Annotated in this window: 21 protein-coding genes and 2 rRNA genes; 22 read left to right on the top strand and 1 reads right to left on the bottom strand. The window is 68.3% G+C overall.

Annotation, left to right across the window (positions count from 1 at the left end):
* The 5 genes from VHR41_15405 to VHR41_15425 form a co-directional block, all read left to right on the top strand.
* A 23S ribosomal RNA gene (locus tag VHR41_15405) occupies window positions 1–401 on the top strand; the annotation flags it as partial.
* Window positions 402–479: 78 nt separating this feature from the next.
* Window positions 480–596 (top strand): 5S ribosomal RNA (gene rrf / locus VHR41_15410).
* A 257-nt stretch (window positions 597–853) separates the two neighbouring features.
* Window positions 854–1,756 carry a GTPase Era gene (gene era, locus VHR41_15415; protein ID HEX3235585.1) on the top strand — a complete coding sequence of 301 codons (903 nt, stop codon included), beginning with the start codon at window positions 854–856 and terminating at the stop codon, window positions 1,754–1,756.
* Window positions 1,753–1,920, top strand: coding sequence for a Trm112 family protein (locus tag VHR41_15420; protein HEX3235586.1), 168 nt, complete (start codon window positions 1,753–1,755; stop codon window positions 1,918–1,920). The genes era and VHR41_15420 overlap by 4 nt, the downstream gene beginning before the upstream one ends.
* 119 nt (window positions 1,921–2,039) lie before the next feature.
* Complete coding sequence (locus tag VHR41_15425; protein HEX3235587.1) at window positions 2,040–2,975, top strand: diguanylate cyclase; 936 nt, start codon at window positions 2,040–2,042, stop codon at window positions 2,973–2,975.
* Between the two features lie 165 nt (window positions 2,976–3,140).
* On the opposite strand, the gene VHR41_15430 is transcribed toward VHR41_15425, so the two are convergent.
* Window positions 3,141–3,545, bottom strand: a complete 405-nt coding sequence (locus VHR41_15430) for a hypothetical protein (GenBank protein ID HEX3235588.1) — start codon at window positions 3,543–3,545, stop codon at window positions 3,141–3,143.
* A gap of 40 nt (window positions 3,546–3,585) precedes the next feature.
* On the opposite strand from VHR41_15430, the gene VHR41_15435 reads away from it, so the two are divergent.
* From VHR41_15435 to VHR41_15515, 17 genes are all read left to right on the top strand, one after another.
* On the top strand, window positions 3,586–3,846 hold the full coding sequence (locus tag VHR41_15435) for a hypothetical protein (protein ID HEX3235589.1): 261 nt from the start codon (window positions 3,586–3,588) through the stop codon (window positions 3,844–3,846).
* A gap of 136 nt (window positions 3,847–3,982) precedes the next feature.
* A protein-coding gene (gene prfB / locus VHR41_15440) for a peptide chain release factor 2 (protein ID HEX3235590.1) occupies window positions 3,983–5,087 on the top strand; the annotation gives its coding sequence in 2 pieces (ribosomal slippage) (window positions 3,983–4,042 and window positions 4,044–5,087; 1,104 coding nt in all).
* Window positions 5,084–6,595 carry a lysine--tRNA ligase gene (gene lysS, locus VHR41_15445; GenBank protein ID HEX3235591.1) on the top strand — a complete coding sequence of 504 codons (1,512 nt, stop codon included), beginning with the start codon at window positions 5,084–5,086 and terminating at the stop codon, window positions 6,593–6,595. The genes prfB and lysS overlap by 4 nt, the downstream gene beginning before the upstream one ends.
* Window positions 6,596–7,900 (top strand): FtsX-like permease family protein, encoded by a 1,305-nt coding sequence (locus VHR41_15450; GenBank protein HEX3235592.1) that lies wholly within the window; start codon window positions 6,596–6,598, stop codon window positions 7,898–7,900.
* Complete coding sequence (locus VHR41_15455) at window positions 7,897–8,598, top strand: ABC transporter ATP-binding protein (protein ID HEX3235593.1); 702 nt, start codon at window positions 7,897–7,899, stop codon at window positions 8,596–8,598. The genes VHR41_15450 and VHR41_15455 overlap by 4 nt, the downstream gene beginning before the upstream one ends.
* The gene (locus VHR41_15460) at window positions 8,598–9,092 is read left to right on the top strand and encodes a UvrB/UvrC motif-containing protein (GenBank protein ID HEX3235594.1); all 495 of its coding nucleotides are present in this window, start codon (window positions 8,598–8,600) and stop codon (window positions 9,090–9,092) included. Before VHR41_15455 ends, VHR41_15460 begins: the two co-directional genes overlap by 1 nt.
* Window positions 9,089–10,171 (top strand): protein arginine kinase, encoded by a 1,083-nt coding sequence (locus VHR41_15465; protein HEX3235595.1) that lies wholly within the window; start codon window positions 9,089–9,091, stop codon window positions 10,169–10,171. The genes VHR41_15460 and VHR41_15465 overlap by 4 nt, the downstream gene beginning before the upstream one ends.
* A gap of 39 nt (window positions 10,172–10,210) precedes the next feature.
* Window positions 10,211–12,685: an ATP-dependent Clp protease ATP-binding subunit gene (locus tag VHR41_15470; GenBank protein ID HEX3235596.1), complete on the top strand. Its 2,475-nt coding sequence runs from the start codon at window positions 10,211–10,213 to the stop codon at window positions 12,683–12,685.
* A gap of 56 nt (window positions 12,686–12,741) precedes the next feature.
* Complete coding sequence (gene bamA, locus VHR41_15475; protein HEX3235597.1) at window positions 12,742–15,123, top strand: outer membrane protein assembly factor BamA; 2,382 nt, start codon at window positions 12,742–12,744, stop codon at window positions 15,121–15,123.
* A gap of 31 nt (window positions 15,124–15,154) precedes the next feature.
* Complete coding sequence (locus VHR41_15480; protein ID HEX3235598.1) at window positions 15,155–15,691, top strand: OmpH family outer membrane protein; 537 nt, start codon at window positions 15,155–15,157, stop codon at window positions 15,689–15,691.
* A gap of 4 nt (window positions 15,692–15,695) precedes the next feature.
* Window positions 15,696–16,730, top strand: a complete 1,035-nt coding sequence (lpxD, locus tag VHR41_15485; protein ID HEX3235599.1) for a UDP-3-O-(3-hydroxymyristoyl)glucosamine N-acyltransferase — start codon at window positions 15,696–15,698, stop codon at window positions 16,728–16,730.
* Window positions 16,723–17,994: a UDP-3-O-acyl-N-acetylglucosamine deacetylase gene (lpxC, locus tag VHR41_15490; GenBank protein HEX3235600.1), complete on the top strand. Its 1,272-nt coding sequence runs from the start codon at window positions 16,723–16,725 to the stop codon at window positions 17,992–17,994. The genes lpxD and lpxC overlap by 8 nt, the downstream gene beginning before the upstream one ends.
* A gap of 5 nt (window positions 17,995–17,999) precedes the next feature.
* The gene (gene lpxA / locus VHR41_15495; GenBank protein HEX3235601.1) at window positions 18,000–18,767 is read left to right on the top strand and encodes an acyl-ACP--UDP-N-acetylglucosamine O-acyltransferase; all 768 of its coding nucleotides are present in this window, start codon (window positions 18,000–18,002) and stop codon (window positions 18,765–18,767) included.
* Complete coding sequence (locus tag VHR41_15500) at window positions 18,764–19,744, top strand: Gfo/Idh/MocA family oxidoreductase (protein HEX3235602.1); 981 nt, start codon at window positions 18,764–18,766, stop codon at window positions 19,742–19,744. Before lpxA ends, VHR41_15500 begins: the two co-directional genes overlap by 4 nt.
* Window positions 19,741–20,871, top strand: coding sequence for a lipid-A-disaccharide synthase (gene lpxB / locus VHR41_15505; GenBank protein HEX3235603.1), 1,131 nt, complete (start codon window positions 19,741–19,743; stop codon window positions 20,869–20,871). The genes VHR41_15500 and lpxB overlap by 4 nt, the downstream gene beginning before the upstream one ends.
* The gene (locus tag VHR41_15510; GenBank protein HEX3235604.1) at window positions 20,862–21,491 is read left to right on the top strand and encodes a lysophospholipid acyltransferase family protein; all 630 of its coding nucleotides are present in this window, start codon (window positions 20,862–20,864) and stop codon (window positions 21,489–21,491) included. Before lpxB ends, VHR41_15510 begins: the two co-directional genes overlap by 10 nt.
* Window positions 21,492–21,517: 26 nt before the next feature.
* Window positions 21,518–22,528 carry a tetraacyldisaccharide 4'-kinase gene (locus tag VHR41_15515; protein HEX3235605.1) on the top strand — a complete coding sequence of 337 codons (1,011 nt, stop codon included), beginning with the start codon at window positions 21,518–21,520 and terminating at the stop codon, window positions 22,526–22,528.
* The last annotated feature ends 14 nt before the right edge of the window (window positions 22,529–22,542 follow it).

Genomic DNA, 22,542 nt, shown 5'->3' on the forward strand with positions numbered 1-22,542 from the left:
GATGTCGGCTTATCACATCCTGGGGCTGGAGAAGGTCCCAAGGGTCCGGCTGTTCGCCGGTTAAAGTGGTACATGAGCTGGGTTCAGAACGTCGTGAGACAGTTCGGTCTGTATCCGTCGTGGGCGTGGGAGTGTTGAGGGGCGTCGTCTCTAGTACGAGAGGACCGAGACGAAGCGACCGCTCGTGTACGGGCTATCCTGCCAAGGGTATCGCCCGGTAGCGATGTCGCGCGGAGATAACCGCTGAAAGCATCTAAGTGGGAAACTCTCCCCAAGATGAACACTCCTGGACCATAAGGTCCCTAAAGGGCCCTGGGAGACTACCAGGTTGATAGGGCGCAGATGTACGGGGGGCAACCCCTTCAGTCGAGCGCTACTAATCGCCCGTGCAGTTTGATCTCTCCCGCTGGTTCCTCATGCTGAACACCATCCATTCCCCCGATTGTCGCTGGTCCCCTCACGGGGACCAGTCCAAATCGGCTGGCGACTAGCGCGCAGGGGCCACACCCGTTCCCATTCCGAACACGGCAGTTAAGCCCTGCAGCGCCGATGGTACTGCCACCGCGAGGTGGTGGGAGAGTAGGCCGTCGCCAGCCTTGCCTTCGAAGCCCGGCCATCGCGAGATAGCCGGGCTTTCGTTTTGGAGGCGGGACGGGCGGAGGCGGGAAGGGCGGTAAGGACGGTAAGGAACAAACAGGCGGGACCATCCGAGGATGGCCCGTCTTGATCGTCGAGTCACGATCTAAGCTCCGTGCGGCTCCGGCGGCCGCAGACCTCCCGACCTTACCGCCCTTACCGTCTTTCCCGCCCTTACCGTCTTTCCCCCCCTTCCTGCCCGCCATACCTTCCCCCAATGCCCCGTTCCGGCCACATCGCCCTCGCCGGCGCACCCAATGTCGGAAAATCGTCCCTGCTCAACGCCCTGGTCGGCCAGCACCTGGCCATCGTGAGTCCCCGGGCCCAGGCCACCCGGCTGCCCGTGACCGGGCTCCGCACCGAGGACGACACCCAATACATTTTCCACGACCTTCCCGGCCTCCTCGATCCCGCCTATCTCCTGCAGGTCCGCATGCGGGAGCTGGCGCTCGACGCGATCCAGCGGGCAGACGTCATCCTCCACCTCCATCCCGCGCCCGACGCCCCCGCGCCCCCGTTCCGCGAGGTGGCCGGCCTGGCTCAGCCGCCGTCCGCGCCAATCCTCACCGTCTATACCAAGGGCGATCTCCTCTGGCCCGGGCGCCGCGACGCGCTGGAGCGCGATGCCGTCGTGGTCGCGGCCGCCGCCCAGGAAGGGATCGACCACCTGCTCGAGCGCATCCGCCCGCTCCTCCCCGAGCGCGAGTTCGAGTTCGCTCCGGATGACGTCGGCACCCAGCCCCTCCGCTTCTTCGTCGTCGAGTACCTCCGCGAGGCGGCCTTTGCACGGCTGGGCGACGAGCTGCCCTACGCCTTCACGGCGGAAGTCGAGGAGTTTCGCGAAGCCGAACGGCCGGTGTACATTCGGGTGACGCTGTTCGTCGAGCGGGAGTCGCAGAAGGGAATGGTCATCGGGCAAGGCGGCGAAACCATCAAAGCCATCGGCGCCCACGCCCGGTCCCGCCTGGAAGAGCTGATCGGCGCACCCGTCTACCTCGACTCGTGGGTCAAGGTGCTGCCCAACTGGCGCAAGAGTTCCACGGCGCTGACCCGCTTCGGATTTCCCGAGTCCACCCCCGCCGCGGCCGCGCGCCGGTCGTCCGGAAAGGAGACGGCATGAGTCTGGCCCCCGAGCTGCTGCAGATCCTCGTGTGCCCCAAGTGCAAGGGCGAGCTGGAGTATCGTACCGCCCCGGAAGCGCTCGTCTGCCACGCCTGCCGTCTGATCTACCCGGTCGAGGACGGCATCCCCATCATGCTGATCGACGAAGCCAAGCCGCTCTAGCAGCACCCCCGAGGCTTGGCCGATCGGGGTTCCCAAATTAGCTTGGGATAAACCCTTAACAGAGGCTTTGGGTGCGGACTCGCCCGACGATTCTCTTCTATTCGCCGGACGAATGCCCGGTGCCCACTCTCGTCCGTCACTGGGCGTCGGCCAACGAGTTTCCCCTCCTGGTGTTCGGCCAACCGGAAGAGGTGGAGGCCATCGTGCTGCGCGGGCATCCCTGTCTCCTGTTCGTCGATGGGAACGGGGCCCGGCCCGAGGGGGTGAGCCTGGTCCGGCGGCTCAAGAGCGATGCCTTCACCGCCATTGTCCCGGTGACCGTCCTCGCGGCCGACCACCATCCCGAGCAGGTCCAGTCCTGGTTCGGGGCCGGATCGGACGAGGTGATCACCGGCATCTTCTCGCCGGCCGAGCAACGGGCTCGGCTCGATGCGATGCTGGTCCGGACCGAGCGCGACGTCTCGGTACATCCCTCGACCCGCCTCCCCGGGACCACCGAGATCGAGCGCGAGATCCGTCGCCGGCTGGAGTCGACCCAGGACTTCGCGGTCTGCTATGCCGACCTGGATCACTTCAAGGAGTTCAACGACCGCTACAGCTATTATGACGGCGATCGGGTGATCTATCTGCTCTCCCGCATCCTCCACGACGTGGTCAAAGGACTGCTCGGCCCCAAGGGATTCGTGGGACATATCGGGGGTGATGACTTCATCTTCGTCGTTCCCGCGGCGGAGATCAGTCCGGTCTGCAGCGAGATCCTCGACGTCTTCGACACCCTGATCCCGCTGCAGTACAACGAGCAGGACCGACGCGCCGGCTATTTCTTCGGCAAGGACCGCCGGGGCCAGCTCCACCGGGTCCCGCTCATGACGCTCTCGATCGGCATCGTCACCAACCGGCACCGCCGATTTGCACATCCGGCCCAGGTCAGCGAGCTTGCCACCGAGATGAAGAGCTACGCGAAGACATTGCCCGGCTCGGTCTTCGTGGTCGACCGTCGCCAGGGAACCAACGGCGAGGAGCGGCCCGGATCGGAATTCAGGGAGCAGCCGTGAGGATCACCAGATGAACGTGACCTGTCCCAATTGTGCGACGGTCTACCGGGTAGACCCGGTCAAAGTCCCCGATGCGGGCGTTCGGGCGCGGTGTACCGTGTGCAGCGCGGTGTTCGCGGTCCGCAGGGATTCCGCGCCGACGCCGGCGGCCAGCCAGGCAGGCACTCAGCGCGCAGCGCCGGCCCCGGCGCCACCGCCACCCCCGGTTCCTTCGGCCCCGCCGGCCGCCCCCGCGCCAGTGAGCTCCGCCGCACCCTCGGTACCCGCGCCGCCGCGCGTCGCTTCCCCGGCGCCGGCTCCCGCCCCCGCGACGGCGCCAGCGTCAGCGAGCGCGCCAGCGTCAGCGACGGCGCCACCCGCTGGGTCGCGCTCGCCCAATCTGCCGCCGCGCGCGGTGCCCAGCGCGTCCAAGCCGGCCGTCTCCTCCCGGCCAGCCGCCCCGGGCGGTCCAGCCGCTCCCGTGATGCGACCGCCGGAGCCATCTGCCGCGCCTGCCCGGTCAGCCTCGGCGCCCCCGGCTCCTTCTGCAGCCACGCCTCCTTCGCCGGCCGCTCCGCCCCAGCCGGCCACGGCGGCTCCGGCCGCCCGACCCGCTTCTTCGGGCCGTCCGGTGAATCCGTTCCTTTCCCAGGATCCGGCCCTCAAAGCCCGGCGGCTCGCCCGGGCGCTGATCTCGGACATGGTGGTCTACCATCCGGTGAAGCGGCAGGAGGGCCTGCGCGACGGGACCCTCAAACAGTTGTTCGAGGACGAGATCAAGAAGAGCTGGGAGGAATATTCCGATCAGGTCGGCCGTGACGTGGCGGAGTCCACCGGCTACTTCAAGGAAGCGCTGAACGAGATCCTCGCCGGCGGTCGCCAGATCTTCTGAGCGCCGCTATATTTCTGTTCCCCGAGCCGTTCCTCCGCCCCCTGGCGGACGAGCGGCTCGCTCGTTGGCGGCTCGCTCGTTAGCCGGCTTGCCGGTCGGCACCGGTCCTCGGTCCTCATTCCATGGAGTAGACGGCATGTCCGAACTGGTGGAAAATCTCGCGGAGCTGCATCGCCGGGTCACCGAGCTCCGAGACTTTCTTTGACCTGCCAGGCAAAGCGGAGCGCCTGAAGGCGCTCGAGGCCCAGCAGGCGGAGGCCGGGTTCTGGTCCAACGCCGACGCCGCCCGGAGCTCAGTGCAGGAGCTCAAGGCGCTGAAGGCGTGGGTGACGCCGTACGAAGAGCTGGATCAGAGCCTCCAGGGCGCATTGGAGATGGCGCAGCTGCTCGAGCTGGAGCCCGACGAGGGGATGCAGGCCGAGGTCGGCCGCGAGGCCGAGACGCTCGCCCAGCGGGTCGAGGCGTTCCAGCTGCAGGCGATGCTGCAGGGGCCGGACGACCGTCGCGACGCCCTCCTCACGATCCATCCGGGGGCGGGCGGCACCGAGTCCCAGGACTGGGCCGAGATGCTCATGCGGATGTACGTCCGGTGGGCGGAGCGGCACGGGTTTCAGGTGGCGATCCTCGATCTGCTGCCCGGCGAAGAGGCCGGGATCAAATCGGTCTCCATCGAAATCAAGGGCGAGTACGCCTACGGCTACCTCAAAGCGGAGAAGGGGGTGCATCGCCTGGTCCGGATCTCACCCTACGATTCGCAGGCCCGCCGGCATACCTCTTTCGCCTCGGTGTTCGTGTATCCCGACATCGACGACACCATCGAGATCGACCTCCGGGAGGAGGACATCAAGATGGACGTCTTCCGTGCCTCGGGGGCGGGCGGGCAGCACGTCAACAAGACGTCCTCCGCCGTGCGGCTCACCCACCTGCCCACCGGCGTCGTGGTCTCCTGCCAGCAGGAGCGGAGCCAGACCAAGAACCGCGCCACCGCCATGAAGATGTTGCGAGCCGCTATCTACCAGAAGAAGTTGGAGGAGCAGGAGGCCGCCAGGGCGGTGGTCGAGGCCACCAAGACGGACAACTCCTGGGGGAACCAGATCCGCTCCTACGTCTTCCAGCCGTACACCATGGTGAACGATCACCGAACCGAAGTGAAGATCGGTGACGTACAACGGGTGATGGACGGCGACCTGGACACCTTCATCCAGGCGTATCTCAAGCGGTTCGGAGGCAAGGCGGCGTGAGCGAGGAGATCGATCGGTCGGTCCCGGAGGAAGCCCGCCGCACCAAGCGGGCGGCGCTGGAGGCGTCGGGAGTGCCCGCCTTCGCCTACCGCTTCGATCGCTCCCACCTGGCGGCGGAGGCGCTGGCCCTCTATCAGGACGCGATGGGCGACGAGGGACCCGCCGTGTCCGTCGCCGGGCGGATCGTGGCGCTCCGGTCTCAGGGCAAGACCACGTTTCTCCACCTGGAGGACGGCTCCGGTCGGATGCAGATCTACCTCCGGAGCGATCAGCTCGGTGACTGCTATGGGCTGCTCGAGCGGCTGGACCTGGACGACCATGTCGGAGTGAGCGGCCATCTGTTCCGCACCAAAAAGGGCGAGATCACCGTCCGCGCCGCCACGCTTACCCTGCTGGCCAAGTCGCTCCGTCCACTCCCGAGGGGGAAGACCCAGGTGGGGCCCGAGGGCGCTGTCACCTTTGGAGCCCTGCAGGACCCCGAGGTGCGCTACCGCCAGCGATACGCCGACCTGGCGGTGCACCCGGAGGTCCGCGCCGTCTTCATCCAGCGGGCTGAGGCCATCCGCTTCCTCCGGCGGTTGCTCGACGAGCGGGGATTTCTCGAGGTGGAGACCCCAATCCTGCAGCCCCTGTACGGTGGGGCGGCTGCGCGGCCCTTCATGACCCGGCACAACGCGCTCGACATGCCGCTCTATCTCCGGATTGCCGACGAGCTGTACCTCAAGCGGCTGCTGGTGGGCGGACTGGAGCGGGTGTACGAGATCGGGCACGACTTCCGCAATGAGGGTATGGACCGGACCCACAATCCCGAGTTCACGATGTTGGAGGCCTACCAGGCCTACGCCGACTACACCGACATGATGGAGCTCACCGAGGCCATGGTGGCGGGCGCGGTCGAGCACTGCACCGGGACCCGGGTGCTGGAGCGCTGGGGCACCACGCTGGACTTCAGCCGTCCGTTCGCCCGGGTACAGTTCATCGACGCAGTCCGGGAGCGCTGCGGGTTGGATCTCCGCACCGCCGGCGAGGAGGAGATGCGGAGCGTGCTGCTCCGGGCAGGTGCCGAGCCCGACGCCGTGGCCCTCTTGTCCGGGGGACGCCTGCAGGACGAGGTCTTCAAGACCGTGGCCGAGCCGTATCTGGTCCAGCCCACTTTCGTGATGGACTACCCCAAAGCGCTCTCGCCGCTGGCCAAGGAGCACCGCCGGGACCCATCGCTCACCGAGCGCTTCGAGCTGTTCGTGAACGGCCGGGAGCTGGCCAATGCCTTCAGCGAGCTCAACGATCCGGACGACCAGCGGCGCCGCTTCGAGGAGCAAGGCCGGCAACGCACCGCCGGCGACGAGGAGGCTCACAGCTTCGATGCCGACTACATCCGCGCCCTGGAGTACGGCATGCCGCCTGCTGGCGGCGTCGGCCTGGGCGTCGACCGGCTGATGATGACCATCGCCGGCCAGGCCTCGATCCGCGACGTCATTCTGTTCCCCGCGATGCGGCCGGAGGGCTAAATGGCGGCGTCGGCGGCGGGCGAGCGGGCGGATCTCCGGGCCATCTTCCGTTGGCCGTCCCGGCTGGAGTGGCGAATCGCGCAACGCTACCTGAGGAGCCGGCGCAGCTCCCGGGTGGCGTCACTCAACACCATCATCTCCACCGGCGGGGTGGCCGTCGGCGTCATGGCGCTGATCGTCGTGCTGGGGGTCATGAACGGGCTGCGCGACGATCTGCGCGAGCGCATTCTGGTGGCCAACCCGCACCTCCGCGTGCTCACCTTCGGCGCCGGACTCCGGCTGGATGACTGGCGTCGCGTCCTGCTGCAGGTACGGAAACAGCCGGGGGTGGTGGCCGCCGCGCCCGAGGTCATCAGTCAGGCGGGCATCACGGCGGGCCAGGACTACGGCGAAGGCGTGAACCTGGTCGGATTCGACCCGGACACCGGGACTCGATCGGTCACCTCCTTGCCGCAGTCGATCGTCAAGGGAGACCTGTCGTTTCGTGCGACCAAGCCGGGAACCGACGGCGGGATCCTGCTGGGCAGCCGGTTGGCGGCCCGGCTGTCGGTGTACCCAGGCGACGTCGTGACCCTGGTCCCCGTCACCCAGGCCAAGGTCAACCCCGCCATCGGCATGGCAGTGCCGCGATTCTGGAAGTTCGAGGTCAGTGGGCTGTTCCAGACCGGAATGTTTCAGTACGACAACCAGTTCGTGGTGATCTCGAGAGAGGTTGCCCAGCGCTTCACCGGGCTGGGGGACGCGGTCTCGGGCATCGCGGTGCGGGTGGTGGATCCCGATCGCGCCCCCGAGATCGGCGCGGCGATCGAGAAGCGCCTCGGCTACCCGTATCGGGTGCTCGATTGGCAGACCCAGAATGTCAGCCTGTTCAGCGCCCTCCAGCTCGAGAAGCTGGCCATGGGACTGATTATCTTCTTCATCATGGTGGTGGCGGCGTTCAACATCGTCGGCACCCTGATCATGGTGGTGGCCGATAAGACGCGGGAGATCGGCATCCTCCGCGCTATGGGGCTCACCTCGCCGGCCGTGGCCCGCGTCTTCCTGCTGCAGGGCGCCGTCATCGGTGTGATCGGTACAGCGATCGGTCTGGTGGTAGGCCTGACGGTTTCATACGTGGTGGACAAGTCGGGATGGGTCCGGATCAATCCAGCCGTGTACTTCATCGATCACCTGCCGGTTCACGTCGAGGCGACGGACGCGCTGATCGTGGTGGTCGCGAGCCTGGCGATCGCGCTGCTCGCGACCGTGTATCCCTCGCGCTCCGCGGCCGGCCTCACGCCGGTCGATGCGATCCGGCACGAATGAGCGCGATCCTCGAGGCCACGGACTTGAGAAAGGTCTACCAGGGTGGAGACGGCACTCCCATCCAGGTGCTGACCGGCGTCGACCTGGCGGTGAGCCGGGGCGAGTTCGTCGCCATCGTGGGGGCTAGCGGATCGGGGAAGAGCACGCTGCTGCACCTGCTCGGTGCCCTGGACGTGCCCACGGGTGGCAGCGTGCGGCTCGACGGCCAGGTCTACGCGGAGCAGAGTCCGGCCCAGCTCGCGGCCATTCGGAACCGGAAAGTGGGATTCGTGTTCCAGTTCCATCACCTGTTGCGGGAGTTCACGGCGCTGGAGAACGTGATGATGCCGCTCCTGATCGCGGGCGAGGACGAGAGTCGCGCGCGCTCCCGGGCGGAGGAGCTGCTGGCGGCAGTCGGCCTGGCCGGGAGAATGTCGCACCGGCCTTCGGCGCTCTCCGGCGGGGAGCAGCAGCGCGCGGCCGTGGCCCGGGCGCTGGCCGCCGATCCGCTGGTGGTGCTCGCCGACGAGCCGTCCGGCAACCTGGACTACGGCAACAGCGAGCGGCTGCACGAGCTCTTCGCCCGGCTCTCCCGGGAATTCGAAACCGCCCTCGTGGTGGTCACCCACAACCGCCTGCTGGCCGGCCGGGCCGACCGGGTGCTGTCGCTCGAGGGTGGCCGGCTGGTGCCGCTCTCCGGCGTGGAGTCGATGCCCTGATGTCCTGCGACCAATGCCGCGAGCGCGAGGCGGTGATCCACCTGACCCAGATCGTGAACGAGCAGGTGACGACGCTGCACCTCTGCGAGCGGTGTGCGGCGGAGAAGGGCGTGGACAGCCCCGGGGCCGTGGCCAAGACGCCGCTGGGAAGCTTCCTCGCGGCCATGGGCAAGGAGCTTCCGGAGCAGTCCCCCGCGCCCCGCTCCAGCGACACCTGCGCGACCTGCGGCGGCTCGCTGCAGGACTTCCGGGAGAGCGGCCGGCTCGGCTGCCCCGACTGCTACCGCTCGTTCGAGGTGCCGCTGCGCGACCTGCTCCGGCGGCTGCACGGGTCCACCCACCACATGGGGGAGCGCTACGCCGAGCGGGGTGAGGTCAGGTCCAACGGCCGGGAGAAGGCGGCCGAGCTCAGGGAACAGCTGCGGGTGGCGGTGGAAAGCGAGAACTTCGAGCTCGCCGCCGAGCTGCGGGATCGTCTGAGGGTGATGGAATGATCGATCTGAGCCTCTTGACCGACGGTGGCGTGGGCTGGCTCGATGCCAGCGGCCCCTCCAGCCATCTGGTGCTGTCGACCCGGATCCGTCTCGCCCGGAATCTCACCGGCCACATTTTTCAGGTCCGGAACTCGGAGACCGAGCGGGAGGAGATCCTCGATTCCGTCGAGCGGGCGGCCAGGGAAACCGTGGCGCTTCGGGGGGCCACCAAGTTCCGGCTCGACCGGATGGACCGGATCGACCGCCAGCTGCTGCACGAGCGGCATCTGGTGAGCAAGGAGCTGGCGGGCCTCGACGCCGAGGGGCGCGCCCGGTCCGGCGCGTCCGTGCTGGTCCAGGACCGGCTCGGCGTGATGCTGAACGAGGAGGATCACCTGCGCCTCCAGGGGCTCCACTCCGGCTTCGCGCTGGAGCAGACCTACGCCGAAGTCGACCGGCTCGACGCCGAACTGGGACAACGACTTGCATTCGCATTTCATGCGGAATTCGGTTATCTTACCTCGTGTCCGACCAACGTCGGGACGGGCCTCCGGGCCTCGGTGCTGATCCACCTGCCCGGGCTGGTGCTCACCAAGGAAATCTCAAAGGTGTTGCAGGGACTCGCGCAGGTCGGGCTGACCTTCCGCGGTCTCTATGGCGAGGGGAGCGAAGTCGTCGGCAACTTTTTTCAGTTGTCGAATCAGACGACGCTCGGTAGCTCGGAGCACGAGCTGCTGGACCACCTCGGCAAGATGGTCCGTCAGGTCATGGACTACGAGGAGCAGGCTCGCCAGGTGCTGTTGCGCGACGCGCCGGCCATCATCGAAGACAAGGTCTGGCGGGCCTACGGACTCCTCCGCTACGCGCGGTCGCTATCGTTCGAGGAGGCGATGAACTTGCTGAGTGGCGTACGGCTCGGCGTGGGGGTGAAGCTGATCCCCGACGTCGGGATGTACACGCTCAACAAGCTCCTGATCTATACCCAGCCGGCGCACCTCGCCGTGGCCGAAGGGGTGGCGCCGGATGAATCGGACCTGCCGGTCCGGCGGGCACGGTTCGTGCGAAAAGTGTTGGAATCCGAAGTAGGGCGCCGTGGATGAGCCGCGACGACGGCCTTCGGAGCAACGTAGGGTACCGCGATGAACGGCTACAATTTTACTGATCGTGTCCGCAAGGTCCTGCAGATGGCCCGCGAAGAGGCGGCCCGGCTGCATCACGAATACGTCGGCACCGAGCACATTCTCCTCGGCCTGATCCGCGAAGGCGAGGGCGTGGCGGCGGCTGTCCTCACCAACCTGAACGTCGACCTCGAGGATATTCAGCAGAAGATCGAGGAGACGGTCAAGAAGGGAAAAGCGGCGGCCGCTGCCGGTCCCGACCTTCCGTACACCTCCCGGGCCAAGAAGGTGCTCGAACTCGCCATGACCGAGGCGCGCGAGCTGAACCACTCCTACGTCGGCACCGAGCACCTGCTGCTCGGGCTCTTGCGCGAGGAGAAGGGAATCGCCGCCCAGGTCCTCACCGATGCCGGCGTCAATCTCGAGCAGTCCCGCGCCGAAACGCTGCGGCTCCTGGGGAGTGACATGCCCCAGACCTCGGCCAGCGGCAGCTCGTCCGGACAGCCCGCCTCCGCGCCCAAGTCGGAGAAGAAGTCCAAGACCCCGGCGCTCGATCATTTCTGCCGCGATCTCACTCAGCTCGCCGCCGAGGGCCAGCTCGACCCGACCATCGGCCGGGCCAAGGAAATCGAGCGGGTGATGGAGATCCTGGCGCGCCGGAAGAAGAACAATCCGGTGCTCATCGGCGAGCCTGGCGTCGGCAAGACGGCCATCGTCGAAGGACTCGCGCTTCTCATCGCCAACGGGCTCTGCCCCGACGTGCTGCGCGATCACCGGGTGCTCTCGCTCGACATGGCCGCGGTCATCGCGGGCACCAAGTACCGGGGTCAGTTCGAGGAGCGACTCAAGGCGGTCATGAACGAGATCGCCCAGAACAAGCAGATCATCCTGTTCATCGATGAGCTGCACACCCTGGTGGGCGCCGGCGCCGCCGAAGGCGCCATCGACGCGTCCAACATGCTCAAGCCCGCGCTCGCGCGGGGCGAGCTGCAGTGCGTCGGGGCCTCCACGCTCAACGAGTACCGGAAGTACATCGAGAAGGACGGCGCGTTGGAGCGGCGCTTCCAGACCGTCGTGGTGGAGCCACCCACGGTGGAGGAGACCGTCGAGATCCTCAAGGGCTTGAGGAAGAAGTACGAGGATCACCACCGGATCAGCATTCCCGACGGCACCCTCGAGGCCGCCGCCGAGCTGTCGGAGCGCTACATCACCGACCGCTTCCTGCCGGACAAGGCGATCGACGTCATCGACGAGGCCGGCGCGCGCGCCCGGCTGGCGTCTCAGGTGCCGCCGGCCGAGGTGGCCGAGCTCAAGGCCGCCCTGGAGAAAGTCAACCTCCAGAAGGAGGATGCGGTTCGCGACCAGAACTTCGAGCGCGCCGCGTCGCTGCGTGATCAGGAGCGGGACCTGCAGAACCAGATCCGCCTCAAGAACGAGGAGTGGGAACGTGAGCGGCAGACCCGCCGCCCGCTGATCGACGAGGAGGCCATCGCTTTCATCGTCTCGCGCTGGACCGGGATTCCGGTCACCCGCCTGCAGGAGGCGGAGGCCTCCAGGCTGATGCGGATGGAAGACGAGATTCACGGGTCCGTGGTGGGGCAGGACGAGGCCATCAAGGCCGTCTCCCGCGCCATCCGCCGGTCCCGCGCCGGGCTCAAGGACCCCAACCGGCCGATCGGCTCGTTCATCTTCTCCGGCCCCACCGGGGTCGGCAAGACCGAGCTGGCCCGCGCGCTGGCCAAGTTCCTGTTCGCCGACGCCCAGGCCCTCATCCGGGTGGACATGTCGGAGTACATGGAGAAGTTCTCCGTCTCCCGGCTGATCGGCGCCCCTCCGGGTTATGTGGGCTACGAGGATTCGGGCACTCTGACCAAGGCTGTGCGGCGGAAGCCCTACTCCGTCGTCCTTCTGGACGAGATCGAGAAGGCGCACCCGGATGTGTTCAACATCCTGCTCCAGGTGCTGGATGAGGGCCACCTCACGGACAACTACGGGCGGATGATCGACTTCAAGAACACGGTCGTGATCATGACCTCCAACGTGGGGGCCCGGGACATCATGCAGGGCAAGACTCTCGGTTTCCACGGCGGGGATGTGAAGGGCAACTTCGAGAAGATGCAGGAGACGGTGAAAGAGGAGATGAACAAGGTCTTCAACCCGGAGTTCTTGAACCGGTTGGACGACGTCATCGTCTTTCACCCGCTGGACAAGGACCACATCGCGCAGATCGTCACCATCCTGCTCCGCGAGGTGCAGCGGCGGCTGGGCGACGAGGTCAAGCTCACGCCCGCAGCGGTCGACTTCCTGGTCGAGAAGGGCTACGACCAGAACTTCGGCGCCCGGCCTCTCAAGCGCTCCATTCAGCGCTACATCGAGGATCCCCTCAGCGAGAAGATCCTGATGGGAGACTTCGGCCGGGGCGACGAGATCGAGGTGGATGTGGCGCCCGACGGCGAGCGGTTGGCCTTCCGGGCGCTGACCGGCACCCGGGCCTAGGGCGCCACGCCGGGCTCCTTCGGGGGCCCGGCGTGCTCACCCCCCACCCACTCGTGATGCACCGCTTCCCTCTCATCTTCGCCGCCGTCGCCTCCGTCCTGGGAGCGCCGGCGGCGCTTCGCGCACAGGAGGAGACCCCGCCCGCGGTCGACAGCATCGCGGTCGAGGGAAACGTGCGCTTGAGCGCCGCCCAGATCGTCGGCACCTCCGGCATCATCGTTCACCAACCCACCAACTACCGCGACATTCAGCGGGCCATCACGGCCCTCTTTCGGACCGGGCAGTTCGATGACGTTCTGGTGGAGCAGCGCGCGGCCGGTGATCGGCTGGTGCTTGCCATCAAGGTCAAAGAGCGTCCCGTGCTGGAGAGGTGGGCAGTTCGCGGCGTGCGCAAACTCCCGGAGAACGAGGTCAAGGGGCGGGTCAAGCTCACCGAGAAGCGGCCGGTCGACCGCAATGCGGTGGAGCAGTCCCGGGCCGCCATCGACTCGCTGTACAAGCACGACGGCTACTACGCGGCGGAGGTGAAGGCGCTGGAGCTGGCGCAGGCCGGCGGAGCCGTGCGGATCGTCTTCGACGTGAACGAGGGCGAGCGGGTGGCGATCAGCCAGGTCGAGGTCGACGGCAACAAGCGCTTCGGCGACAAGGCCGTGGTCAAGCACATGGCCACCAAGCCGGAAGGGTTCTGGTGGTTCCAGAAGGGAGAGTACGACGAGCGGAAGGTGGATCAGGACGTGCGCGAGCGGCTCCCGCGCTGGTACGCCGACCAGGGATTCGTCGACTTCCAGGTGACCCACGACTCCCTGGTGGCGGACTCGGCGGGCGGCAAGGCCGTGCTCAAGCTCAGCGTGGACGAGGGGCAGGCGTATCACGTCGGCACCTTCGACATCGAGGGCAACCGCCGGTTCTCCTCGGAGGAGCTGCAGGCATTCTATCCCTTCGGGCCCATAGGACTCAGCGGCGCTCCGGTGGGAGGGCCTCGGCCGTTCAGCCGCTCGGAATGGGAGGACGCCACCCAGAAGGTGGCGACCGCCTATGCCAACAACGGCTACATCTACGCCCATGTCGAACCGGTGGAGACCAAGCGCACCGGGCCCGACGGAACCCCCATCATCGACTTGCGCTGGAGTATTCGGGAAGGATCGCCCGCCACGATCAACAAGGTGGAGATCGTGGGCAACGACGTGACCCACGAGCGGGTCATCCGGGAGGCGATCGTGATGCTCCCTGGCGATCTCTTCAGCCAGGAGCGCCTGATCCGGTCCTACCAGAACATCTCCAACCTGGGATTCTTCCAGCAGCCGCTGCCCAATCCCGACGTCAAGCCGTCCGCCAACGGCGTCGATGTGGACATCGTCTTCCGGGTCGAGGAGCGCCGGACCGGCAACATCAATTTCGGCGCATCGCTGGGGCAGGGCACCGGAGTCGGAGGGTTCCTCGGACTGGAGGAGCCGAACCTGTTCGGCCGCGGCAAGCGCGGCAAGCTCCAGTGGCAGTTCGGCAAGAACATCAACGACTTCACCCTGAGCTATACCGATCCGGCCATCCGGGAGAGTCGAATCTCCGGCACGGTCTCGCTGTTCGATTCCCGCGCCCGGTTCACCGTGGGTGACCTCGGACGCCGGAAGCAGACCGGGGGCAGCCTGCAGCTCGGGTTCCCCTTCTTCGGCTCCCGCTACACCCGGCTGTTCACCTCGTACTCCTACCAGCGGGTGCGATACACCGAGGGATCGGCCGACCTGCGGGCCCGCTTCAGTTGCAGCGCCTGCAGCCGCTCCACCATCGGCAGCAGCATCCTGCGCGACACCCGGGTCGGCCTGCCGTTCGCGACCGGCGGCTCACTGGCGAACGTCAGCGGCGAGCTCAACGGCGGCTTTCTGGGCGGCACCGGCGACTACCGGAAGGTGGACCTCGAGGGCAAGTGGTATGCACCCCTTGGCACCCTGGGCGGGGGCGGGCAACTCGGCGCCGGGGTACAGTTCGTGCTTGGGCTCAGCATGAAGTCGGGATTCATCTTTGGCGACGCGGGCCCGTTCTTCACCGAGCTCTATTCGCTGGGCGGCGTGCAGTACGGCATCCCGCTCCGCGGCTACGATGAGTTCTCCATCACCCCCAACGGGTTCGACCCCGGGGCCAGCGGCAACCAGGCGAGCGCGGACGCGTTCGGCAAGTCGTTCGCGGCCTTCACGGTCGAAGCCGGCGCCCGGGTCAGCCAGTCGCTCTATGTGGACGCCTTCTTCGATGCCGGCAACGTCTATCGTGAGGCCCGGCAGTGGGACCCCACCCGGCTCTTCCGGGGCGCGGGATTCGGGGCGGCCGTGGTGTCGCCTCTGGGGCCCATCGGCATCGACCTGGGCTATGGATTCGACAAGGTGGATTCGCAGGGCCGACCGGCGCCGGGCTGGCAACTGCATTTCAAGCTGGGCAACTTCTACTAGAGTCGTACGCACCTTTCATCGGGAGCACAGCATGAAGCTGACCGTCGTGGGAAACTGGGCTTGTCTGGTCACCGTCCTCTGCCTTGCGGCGCCGCTGGCCGCACAGCAGGGAGGGGGGGCGAAGCTCGCCTACGTCAACACGCAGGCCATCCTCAAGCAGACCCCGGGCTACGCCCAGGCCGAGTCGACGTTCACCAAGGAGCTCGCGACTTACCGGAGCGAAGTGCAGAAGCTGCAGGCGACGCTGGATTCATCCGCCTCCGACTTCGAGCAGCAGTCGGTGTTGCTGAGCCCGACGCAGCGCACCGCCAAGCGGAAGGACCTCGAGGGGCAACAGCAGAAGCTGGAGCAGCGCACCCAGGAGCTCCAGCAGAAGGCCGGCACCCGGGAGCGCGAGCTGCTCGATCCGATCCAGGGCAAGGTGAACAGCGTCATCGAGGGCATCCGCGCCGCCGGCAACTACGCGATCATCTTCGATGTGAGCTCGCCCAACAGCGGCATCGTGACCGCCGACAAGTCGCTCGATCTCACCCAGCGCGTCATTCAGCAGCTCAAAGCGGGCAGTTGAACGCGTGACTGCTGGAGGCCTTACCGCGCAGGCGGTCGCCGAGCTCGTCGGTGGCCGCCTGCTTGGCGATGGGGCGGTCACCATCCGCGCCATCCGGCCGCTGGACCGGGCCGGGCCGGAGGCGCTCTCCTTTGCCATCTCCAGCCGATACGCGCAGGAGCTGCGCTCCTCCCGCGCGGGGGCCGTGCTGGTACCGGACGCGCTGGCCGACGCGGAGCCGGGTCCGCGCACCCGTATCGTGGTGCGGGATCCCTACGCCGCACTGACCCGGGTGATGGACGCGCTGTTTCCCGCCGTCCCTCATCAGCCCGGCGTAGACCCCACCGCCCGATTGGGACCAGGGTGCGTCCTGGGAGCGGACGTCCATCTGGGGCCGTTCGTCGTGCTCGGCCGGGGCGTCCATCTCGGGGCGCGCTGCCGGCTGGCCGAAGGGGTCTCCCTGGGCGAACACGTGTCCGTGGGAGAGGACACCGTGATCGGGCCCCGGGTGGTCTGCTATTCGGGCAGTGCCATCGGCAGCCGGGTGGTCCTCAAGGCCGGCGCGGTGATCGGTGGCGATGGGTTCGGGTATCTGTCCGGTCCGGCGGGGCATACCCGGATTCCGCACGTCGGCGGGTGCATCCTGGAAGACGACGTCGAGATCGGCTCCAATTCGTGCGTGGATCGGGGCAGTGTGGACGACACGGTGGTCGGCCGCGGCAGCAAGCTCGACAACCTGGTCCATGTGGGTCACAACGTGCGGCTGGGCGAGCGCTGCCTGGTGATGGCCGGCGTCGGCATCGCCGGGAGCACCCGGATCGGCAACGACGTCATCCTGGCCGGCCACGTGGGCGTGACCGACCATCTCCTCATCGGCGACCGGGTTCGGGTGGCCGCCAAGAGCGCGGTGTTCGGTGACATCCCTGGCGGGGCCTCGTTCAGCGGGCACCCCGCGCGGCCCCACCGGCAATTCCTTCGGGCACAGGCGGCGCTCTATCGCGTGGCCCCCATCATCACCCAACTGGAGCGGCTGGTTGCCCAGACCGAGGGCGATGCCTAGGCGCACGCTCGCCGCTCCGGCCGTCGTGCGTGGGGTGGGTCTCCACAGCGGGGTCCAGGTCACGGCCCGCTGCACCGGGGCGCCGGCGGGGCAGGGCATCGTCTTCCGGCGGGTCGACCTGCCCGATGCGCTCCCGGTGCCCGCCACGATCGCGGAGGTGCAGTCGACCGACCGGCGGACCGCCCTGGGACGTGCCCCGGGAACGGTGCAGACGGTCGAGCACCTCCTCGCCGCCGCCGCCGCGCTGGAGCTCGACGATCTGACGGTGGAGCTGGACGGGCCCGAGCCGCCCATCGGGGACGGCTCCTTCGAGCCCTATGTCACCGCCATGCGGGAAGCGGGTTTCTGCGAGCAGCCGGGCGAGCCGCTGATCTACCGGGTGGGCACCCCGTTCGAGCTCGTCGAAGGCGACTCCAGCTACGTGGTGGCACCCTCCCGCTCGCTCCGTCTCACCACCACCATAGAGTGGGCCCACCCGCTGATCGGCCGGCAGACGGGGAGCTACGAGATCACCCCGCAGGATTTCACCCGCGAGCTGGCCAGCGCGCGTACCTTCGGGTTCCTTCGTGAGGCGGACGCGCTCCATGCCCGCGGGCTGGCGCTGGGCGCGGCGCTGGAGTCCACGCTGGTGCTCTCGGACGAGGGGCTCGTCGGGGGTGCGCTCCGCTGGCCCGACGAGTTCGTGCGCCACAAGGCGGCCGACATCCTGGGCGACCTGGCGTTGGTCGGCGGCCGGGTCCAGGCTCATGTGATCGCAACCCGACCGAGCCACCAGGGAAATATCGCGCTGGCCCGCTGGCTCACTCGAACCGCTCTGCGCAACGGAGGCGTGGCGATGGACATCGGCCGGATCCTGGACGTGATTCCCCACCGGTACCCTTTCCTCCTGGTCGACCGGATCCTGGAGGTCGAGGGAACCAGACGGATCGTGGGGATCAAGAACGTGACCATCAACGAGCCGTTCTTCCAGGGCCACTTTCCCGGCCATCCGATCATGCCGGGCGTGCTGATCATCGAAGCGATGGCCCAGGTCGGAGGCATGCTGCTCCTGGGCACGATCGAGGATCCCGACCAGAAGGTGGTGTACTTCATGTCGCTCGACAACGTGAAGTTCCGCCGGCCGGTCCTGCCCGGCGACCAGTTGCGCTGCGAGCTGGAGATGCTGCAGAACCGCGGCCGGACCTGCCGGATGAAGGGGGTGGCCTATGTGGACGGTAACGTGGTGGCCGAAGCCGAAATGATGGCGCGAGTGGTCGACCGGTGATCACGGTGGTGCACCCGACCGCCATTCTCGATCCCGCCGCCGAGCTGGGGCAGGGGGTGGAGATCGGGCCCTGGGCCATGGTGGGTCCGCACGTCTGTATCGGGGACCGATGTCGGATCGGCCCCCGCGCCCGGCTGCAGCGCAACGTCCGTCTGGCCGAGGACGTGACCGTGGGGGACGGCTCGATTCTCGGCGGCGATCCCCAGGACCTCAAGTACAAAGGGGAAGAGACCTGGGTCGAGGTCGGTCCCGGCAGCATCATCCGCGAGTACTCCACCATCAACCGAGGCACCACCCAGAGCTTCCGCACCACCGTCGGGGCCCGGTGCTTCATCATGAGCTACGTCCACCTGGCGCACGACTGCCACCTCGGAGACGAGGTGGTGATCGCCAACGGCACCCAGCTCGCGGGGCACGTGACCATCCAGGACCACGCGGTGCTGAGCGGGCTCAATGCGGTCCACCAGTTCGTGACCATCGGGGCCTATGCCTTCGTCGGTGGCGGCTCCCGGGTCAACCAGGATATTCCGCCGTACGTGAAGGCGGTGGGCAACCCGATGGAGCTCTACGGGCTCAATTCGATCGGGCTGCAGCGCGCCGGCTTCTCCGGCGAGACCGTGGCGGCGCTCAAGCGGGCCTACCGGCTGTTCTTCAACTCCGAGCTCAATCTCTCCCAGGCGCTCGAGCGGGCGCGGACCGACCTGCCCCCGTTCCCGGAAGTGGAGCGATTCCTGGCGTTCGTCGAATCGTCCGAGCGCGGCGTGCCGGCGTGAGCACGCCGCTGCCGGTCGGCGTCATCGGAGTAGGGGCCCTGGGACGGCACCACGCCCGCCACCTGGCGGCGCTGCCCGAGGCGCGCCTGGTCGGCGTCTGCGATATCGACACCGAGCGCGGCGCCAGGGTGGCAGCGGAGTGCGGAACCCAGTGCTTCGCCGACCTGGAAGAGATGCTCGGCCGGGTTGAGGCGGTCACCGTTGCCGTGCCCACGCCCGCCCACGCGGCCGTGGGCCTCCGGGCGCTCGAGCGCGGCGTACCGGTGCTCATGGAGAAGCCGTTCGCCGGTTCGCTCGAGGAGGCGGATGCCCTGATCGCCGCCGCGCGACGGAGCGCGGTCCAGCTCCAGGTGGGGCACATCGAGCGCTACAACCGGGCCCTCCGCGCCGCCGAGCCGTATCTCGACGGGCCGCGCTATATCGAGAGCCAGCGGCTGGCCTCGTTCCAGCCTCGCGGAACCGATGTCGCCGTGGTGCTGGACCTCATGATCCATGACCTCGATCTGGTCCTGCATCTCACCGGGGGCGCGGAGGCCACTGAGGTCCGGGCCTCCGGCCTTCCGGTGCTCTCCTCTCATCTCGACATCGCGAATGCCAGGGTCGAGTTCGCCAACGGGACGGTGGCGCTGGCGACCGCGTCGCGGGTCTCGCGGGAGCGCATCCGGCGACTTCGGCTGTTCCAGCCCAATGGCTATCTCTCGCTCGATCTTGCCAGCGGGGGCGGGGAATTCATGCGGGTGCGGAGCGGCTGGCGGCCGGGCACCGGCAAGCAGCTCAGCGACGTGGTCGAGCGCATCGCGCTGGAAGCGCCGGAAGCGGACGCGCTCGCGCTGGAGCTGCAGAGCTTCGTGCACGCGGTGCAGGGCCAGCGGGAGGTGGTGGTGCGAGGTGAGGAAGGCCGGGCGGCGCTGGCGCTGGCATTCCGAGTCACCGACGCGGTCCGCGCCTCCCCGCTGGCCGCCACGTCGCTCGGATGATCGCGCGGGCCGCCCCCCGCATCTTCATCTCGGCCGGCGAGCCCTCGGGGGACCTGCACGGCGCCGGGGTGGTCCGCGCACTCCGGCAGCGCTATCCGGACGCCGTGATTGACGCGCTCGGCGGCCCGCGCATGGCCGAGGCCGGCGCAGCCATCCGGTATCCGATGGAGGGGCTGGCCGCGTTCGGTCTGGTGGAAATCGTCACCAAGCTCGCGGCTCACGTGCGACTGTTCCGGGCGCTGCGGCGGGACTTCAGGACCGGGCGCTACGATCTGGTGATCCTGATCGATTACCCCGGCTTTCATGTTCGGGTTGCCGAGGCCGCACGGCGGGCGGGGACCAAGGTCCTCTACTACATTGCGCCCCAACTCTGGGCCTGGCATCCAGGACGCGCCCGCCGCTTCGCGGCAGCGGTGGACCGGCTGGCCGTGGTGCTTCCCTTCGAGCAGCCATTCTTCGGCGGCCTGGGCCTCCGGAGCGAATATGTGGGACATCCGCTGGTTGACCGCGGACCGTGGCCCGACAGGGCACCCGCCCGCGCCCGCCTCGGGATCGCGCCCGAGAGCCGGGTGCTGGGAATTTTTCCCGGCAGCCGCAGCCAGGAGATCCGCCGCCTGTGGCAGCCATTCCGCGATGCGGCGCTCCGGCTGCTTGGTGAACGCCGGTGCGATCGAGTGCTGGTGGCGGGCACCGCGACCGGTGAGTATGCCGATCCCGGGCCGATCGAGATCGTGCGGGGCGATCCGATCTCTCTCTTCGCCGCGTCCAATGCCGCCCTCGCCAAGTCGGGCACCACCACGCTCGAGGCCGCGCTGGCGGATGTTCCCATGGTGGTCGCGTACAAGGTGCACCCGTTCACCTGGCACATGTTCCAACGACTCCGCACCGTCCGCTGGGTCAGCCTGGTGAACCTGGTGGCCGAGCGTGAGGTGGTGCCCGAGCTGCTGCAGGATCAGGCGGAAGCCGGACCGCTGGCCGACGCGCTCGGGCCGCTGCTCGACCCGGCCGACCCGCGGACGGTGTCGCAGCACGAGGGGCTCGCCCTGGTGCGAGCCCGGTTGGGTGCCGCGGGCGCCGCCGCCCGGGTCGTCGAGCTCGCCGATGAGCTCCTCGCCGCGTGCGGCTGAAGGTCCCACCGGGAGCCGCCCGGGTTCTGGCCGGGCCGGCGGTGCGGCTGCTGGCCCACTCCTGGCGGATTCGAACGGAGCACGAGGAGCGCTGGCGGGCGCTCCACGAGGCGAAGCGGCCCGTGGTATTTCTGCTGTGGCACGAGGCCCTGCTTCCGCTCCTCTGGCAGCACCGACGGCAGGCCATCGCCATCGTGGTGAGCGAGGCGCGCGACGGCCAGTATCTGGCCGACCTGGCGCGCTCCCTGGGCTACCGAGCGGTGCGGGGCTCCAGCACACGGGGCGCGGCGCGAGCCCTGCTGGGCGCGGTACGGGAGCTCCAGGCGGGCCATGCCGTGGCCTTCACCCCGGACGGGCCTCGAGGCCCGCGCCGTGAGCTCAAGCCCGGGGTGGTGGCGGCTGCCCAGCGAGGTGGGGCGGTGATCGTGCCGCTGCACGCGGAGGTTGACCGTGCCTGGCGATTACATTCGTGGGACCGCTTCATCATTCCCCAGCCCGCCGCGCGGGTACGCGTGGTGTACGGGCGGCCGTTCGAGGTCGCCCCGGGAGAGGCGGGCTTCTCGCAGGGCATGACGGAGGCACGCCGACGTCTGGACGAGATCGCGGGGGCCGCCCGGTGACCCGGCGGGGAGACACCCACCGGCTGATGCGCTGGCTCTGGACCAGCCGCCGCCCCGACGCGCGTCTCGCCCGGCTGGCGCTGCTACCGGTGTCGGGTCTCTGGCATGCCGGCATGGTGGCACGCGGCCTCGCCTACCGGCAAGGCTGGCTGCCGGTCCGCGACCTGCCGCTGCCGGCGGTCGCCGTCGGGAATCTCACCGTGGGCGGCTCGGGCAAGACGCCGATCGCGAGCTGGATCGCGGCCCACTACGTGGCGCGCGGGCTCACGCCGGGCATCCTGCTTCGGGGCTATGGTGGAGACGAGACCCTGGTCCATCAGGACTCGGTGCCGCGGGCCGTGGTGGTGGCCGATCCCGACCGGCTGGCGGGGGCCGAGCGCGCCCTCGCCAACGGGGCTCAGGTCCTGGTCCTGGACGATGCCTACCAGCGGCTCGACGTGCGCCGTGACCTCAACATCGTGGTGATGAGCGCCGAGACCACCCGCGCGGTGCGCTGGCCGCTGCCAGCGGGCCCCTGGCGCGAAAGCTGGGATGCGCTGGCGCGCGCGGACGCGGTCGTGATCACTCGCAAGCGGGCCACGATCGAGGCGGCCCTCACGCTGGCAGAGCAGCTCCGCGGCCGGGTCGCCGGGCCCCTGGCCGTCGCTCACCTGAGCCTCCGCGCGCTGGAGGGATTGGTCAGTCGCGCCCGGGTGCCCGCGACGTCGCTGGCCGGCAAGCGGGTGGTGGCCGCGTCGGGCATCGCCGACCCGGACGCGTTCGTGGCTCAGACGAAGGCGACCGGTGCCGCGGTCCAGGTCGCCACCTGGAAAGACCACCACGACTACCGCGACGAGGACGTGGCGTGGCTGGCGCATGCGGCCCGCCGGGCCGACCACGTGGTGATCACCCAGAAGGATGCGGTGAAGCTGCGCGACCGCTGGCCGCATGCCGTACCGGAGCCGCTGGTGGCGATGCTGGATCTGGTATGGGAAGAGGGCGGCGATCGCATCACCGCCGCGCTGGACGCCGTCGTCACACCGGTCGAAAGCCTCTAACACAAAATCAGCCT

The sequence above is a fragment of the Gemmatimonadales bacterium genome (assembly GCA_036265815.1).
Taxonomy (GTDB): Bacteria; Gemmatimonadota; Gemmatimonadetes; order Gemmatimonadales; family GWC2-71-9; genus CAVVWJ01.

Excerpts from the sequence above, each read along its gene's own strand:
- lpxC (HEX3235600.1), top strand. The coding sequence starts at position 16,723 with ATGCCTAGGCGCACGCTCGCCGCTCCGGCCGTCGTGCGTGGGGTGGGT.
- VHR41_15470 (HEX3235596.1), top strand. The coding sequence starts at position 10,211 with ATGAACGGCTACAATTTTACTGATCGTGTCCGCAAGGTCCTGCAGATG.
- VHR41_15515 (HEX3235605.1), top strand. The coding sequence starts at position 21,518 with ATGCGCTGGCTCTGGACCAGCCGCCGCCCCGACGCGCGTCTCGCCCGG.
- era (HEX3235585.1), top strand. The coding sequence starts at position 854 with ATGCCCCGTTCCGGCCACATCGCCCTCGCCGGCGCACCCAATGTCGGA.
- bamA (HEX3235597.1), top strand. The coding sequence starts at position 12,742 with ATGCACCGCTTCCCTCTCATCTTCGCCGCCGTCGCCTCCGTCCTGGGA.
- VHR41_15480 (HEX3235598.1), top strand. The coding sequence starts at position 15,155 with ATGAAGCTGACCGTCGTGGGAAACTGGGCTTGTCTGGTCACCGTCCTC.
- lpxB (HEX3235603.1), top strand. The coding sequence starts at position 19,741 with ATGATCGCGCGGGCCGCCCCCCGCATCTTCATCTCGGCCGGCGAGCCC.
- VHR41_15420 (HEX3235586.1), top strand. The coding sequence starts at position 1,753 with ATGAGTCTGGCCCCCGAGCTGCTGCAGATCCTCGTGTGCCCCAAGTGC.
- VHR41_15450 (HEX3235592.1), top strand. The coding sequence starts at position 6,596 with ATGGCGGCGTCGGCGGCGGGCGAGCGGGCGGATCTCCGGGCCATCTTC.
- VHR41_15465 (HEX3235595.1), top strand. The coding sequence starts at position 9,089 with ATGATCGATCTGAGCCTCTTGACCGACGGTGGCGTGGGCTGGCTCGAT.
- VHR41_15455 (HEX3235593.1), top strand. The coding sequence starts at position 7,897 with ATGAGCGCGATCCTCGAGGCCACGGACTTGAGAAAGGTCTACCAGGGT.
- VHR41_15460 (HEX3235594.1), top strand. The coding sequence starts at position 8,598 with ATGTCCTGCGACCAATGCCGCGAGCGCGAGGCGGTGATCCACCTGACC.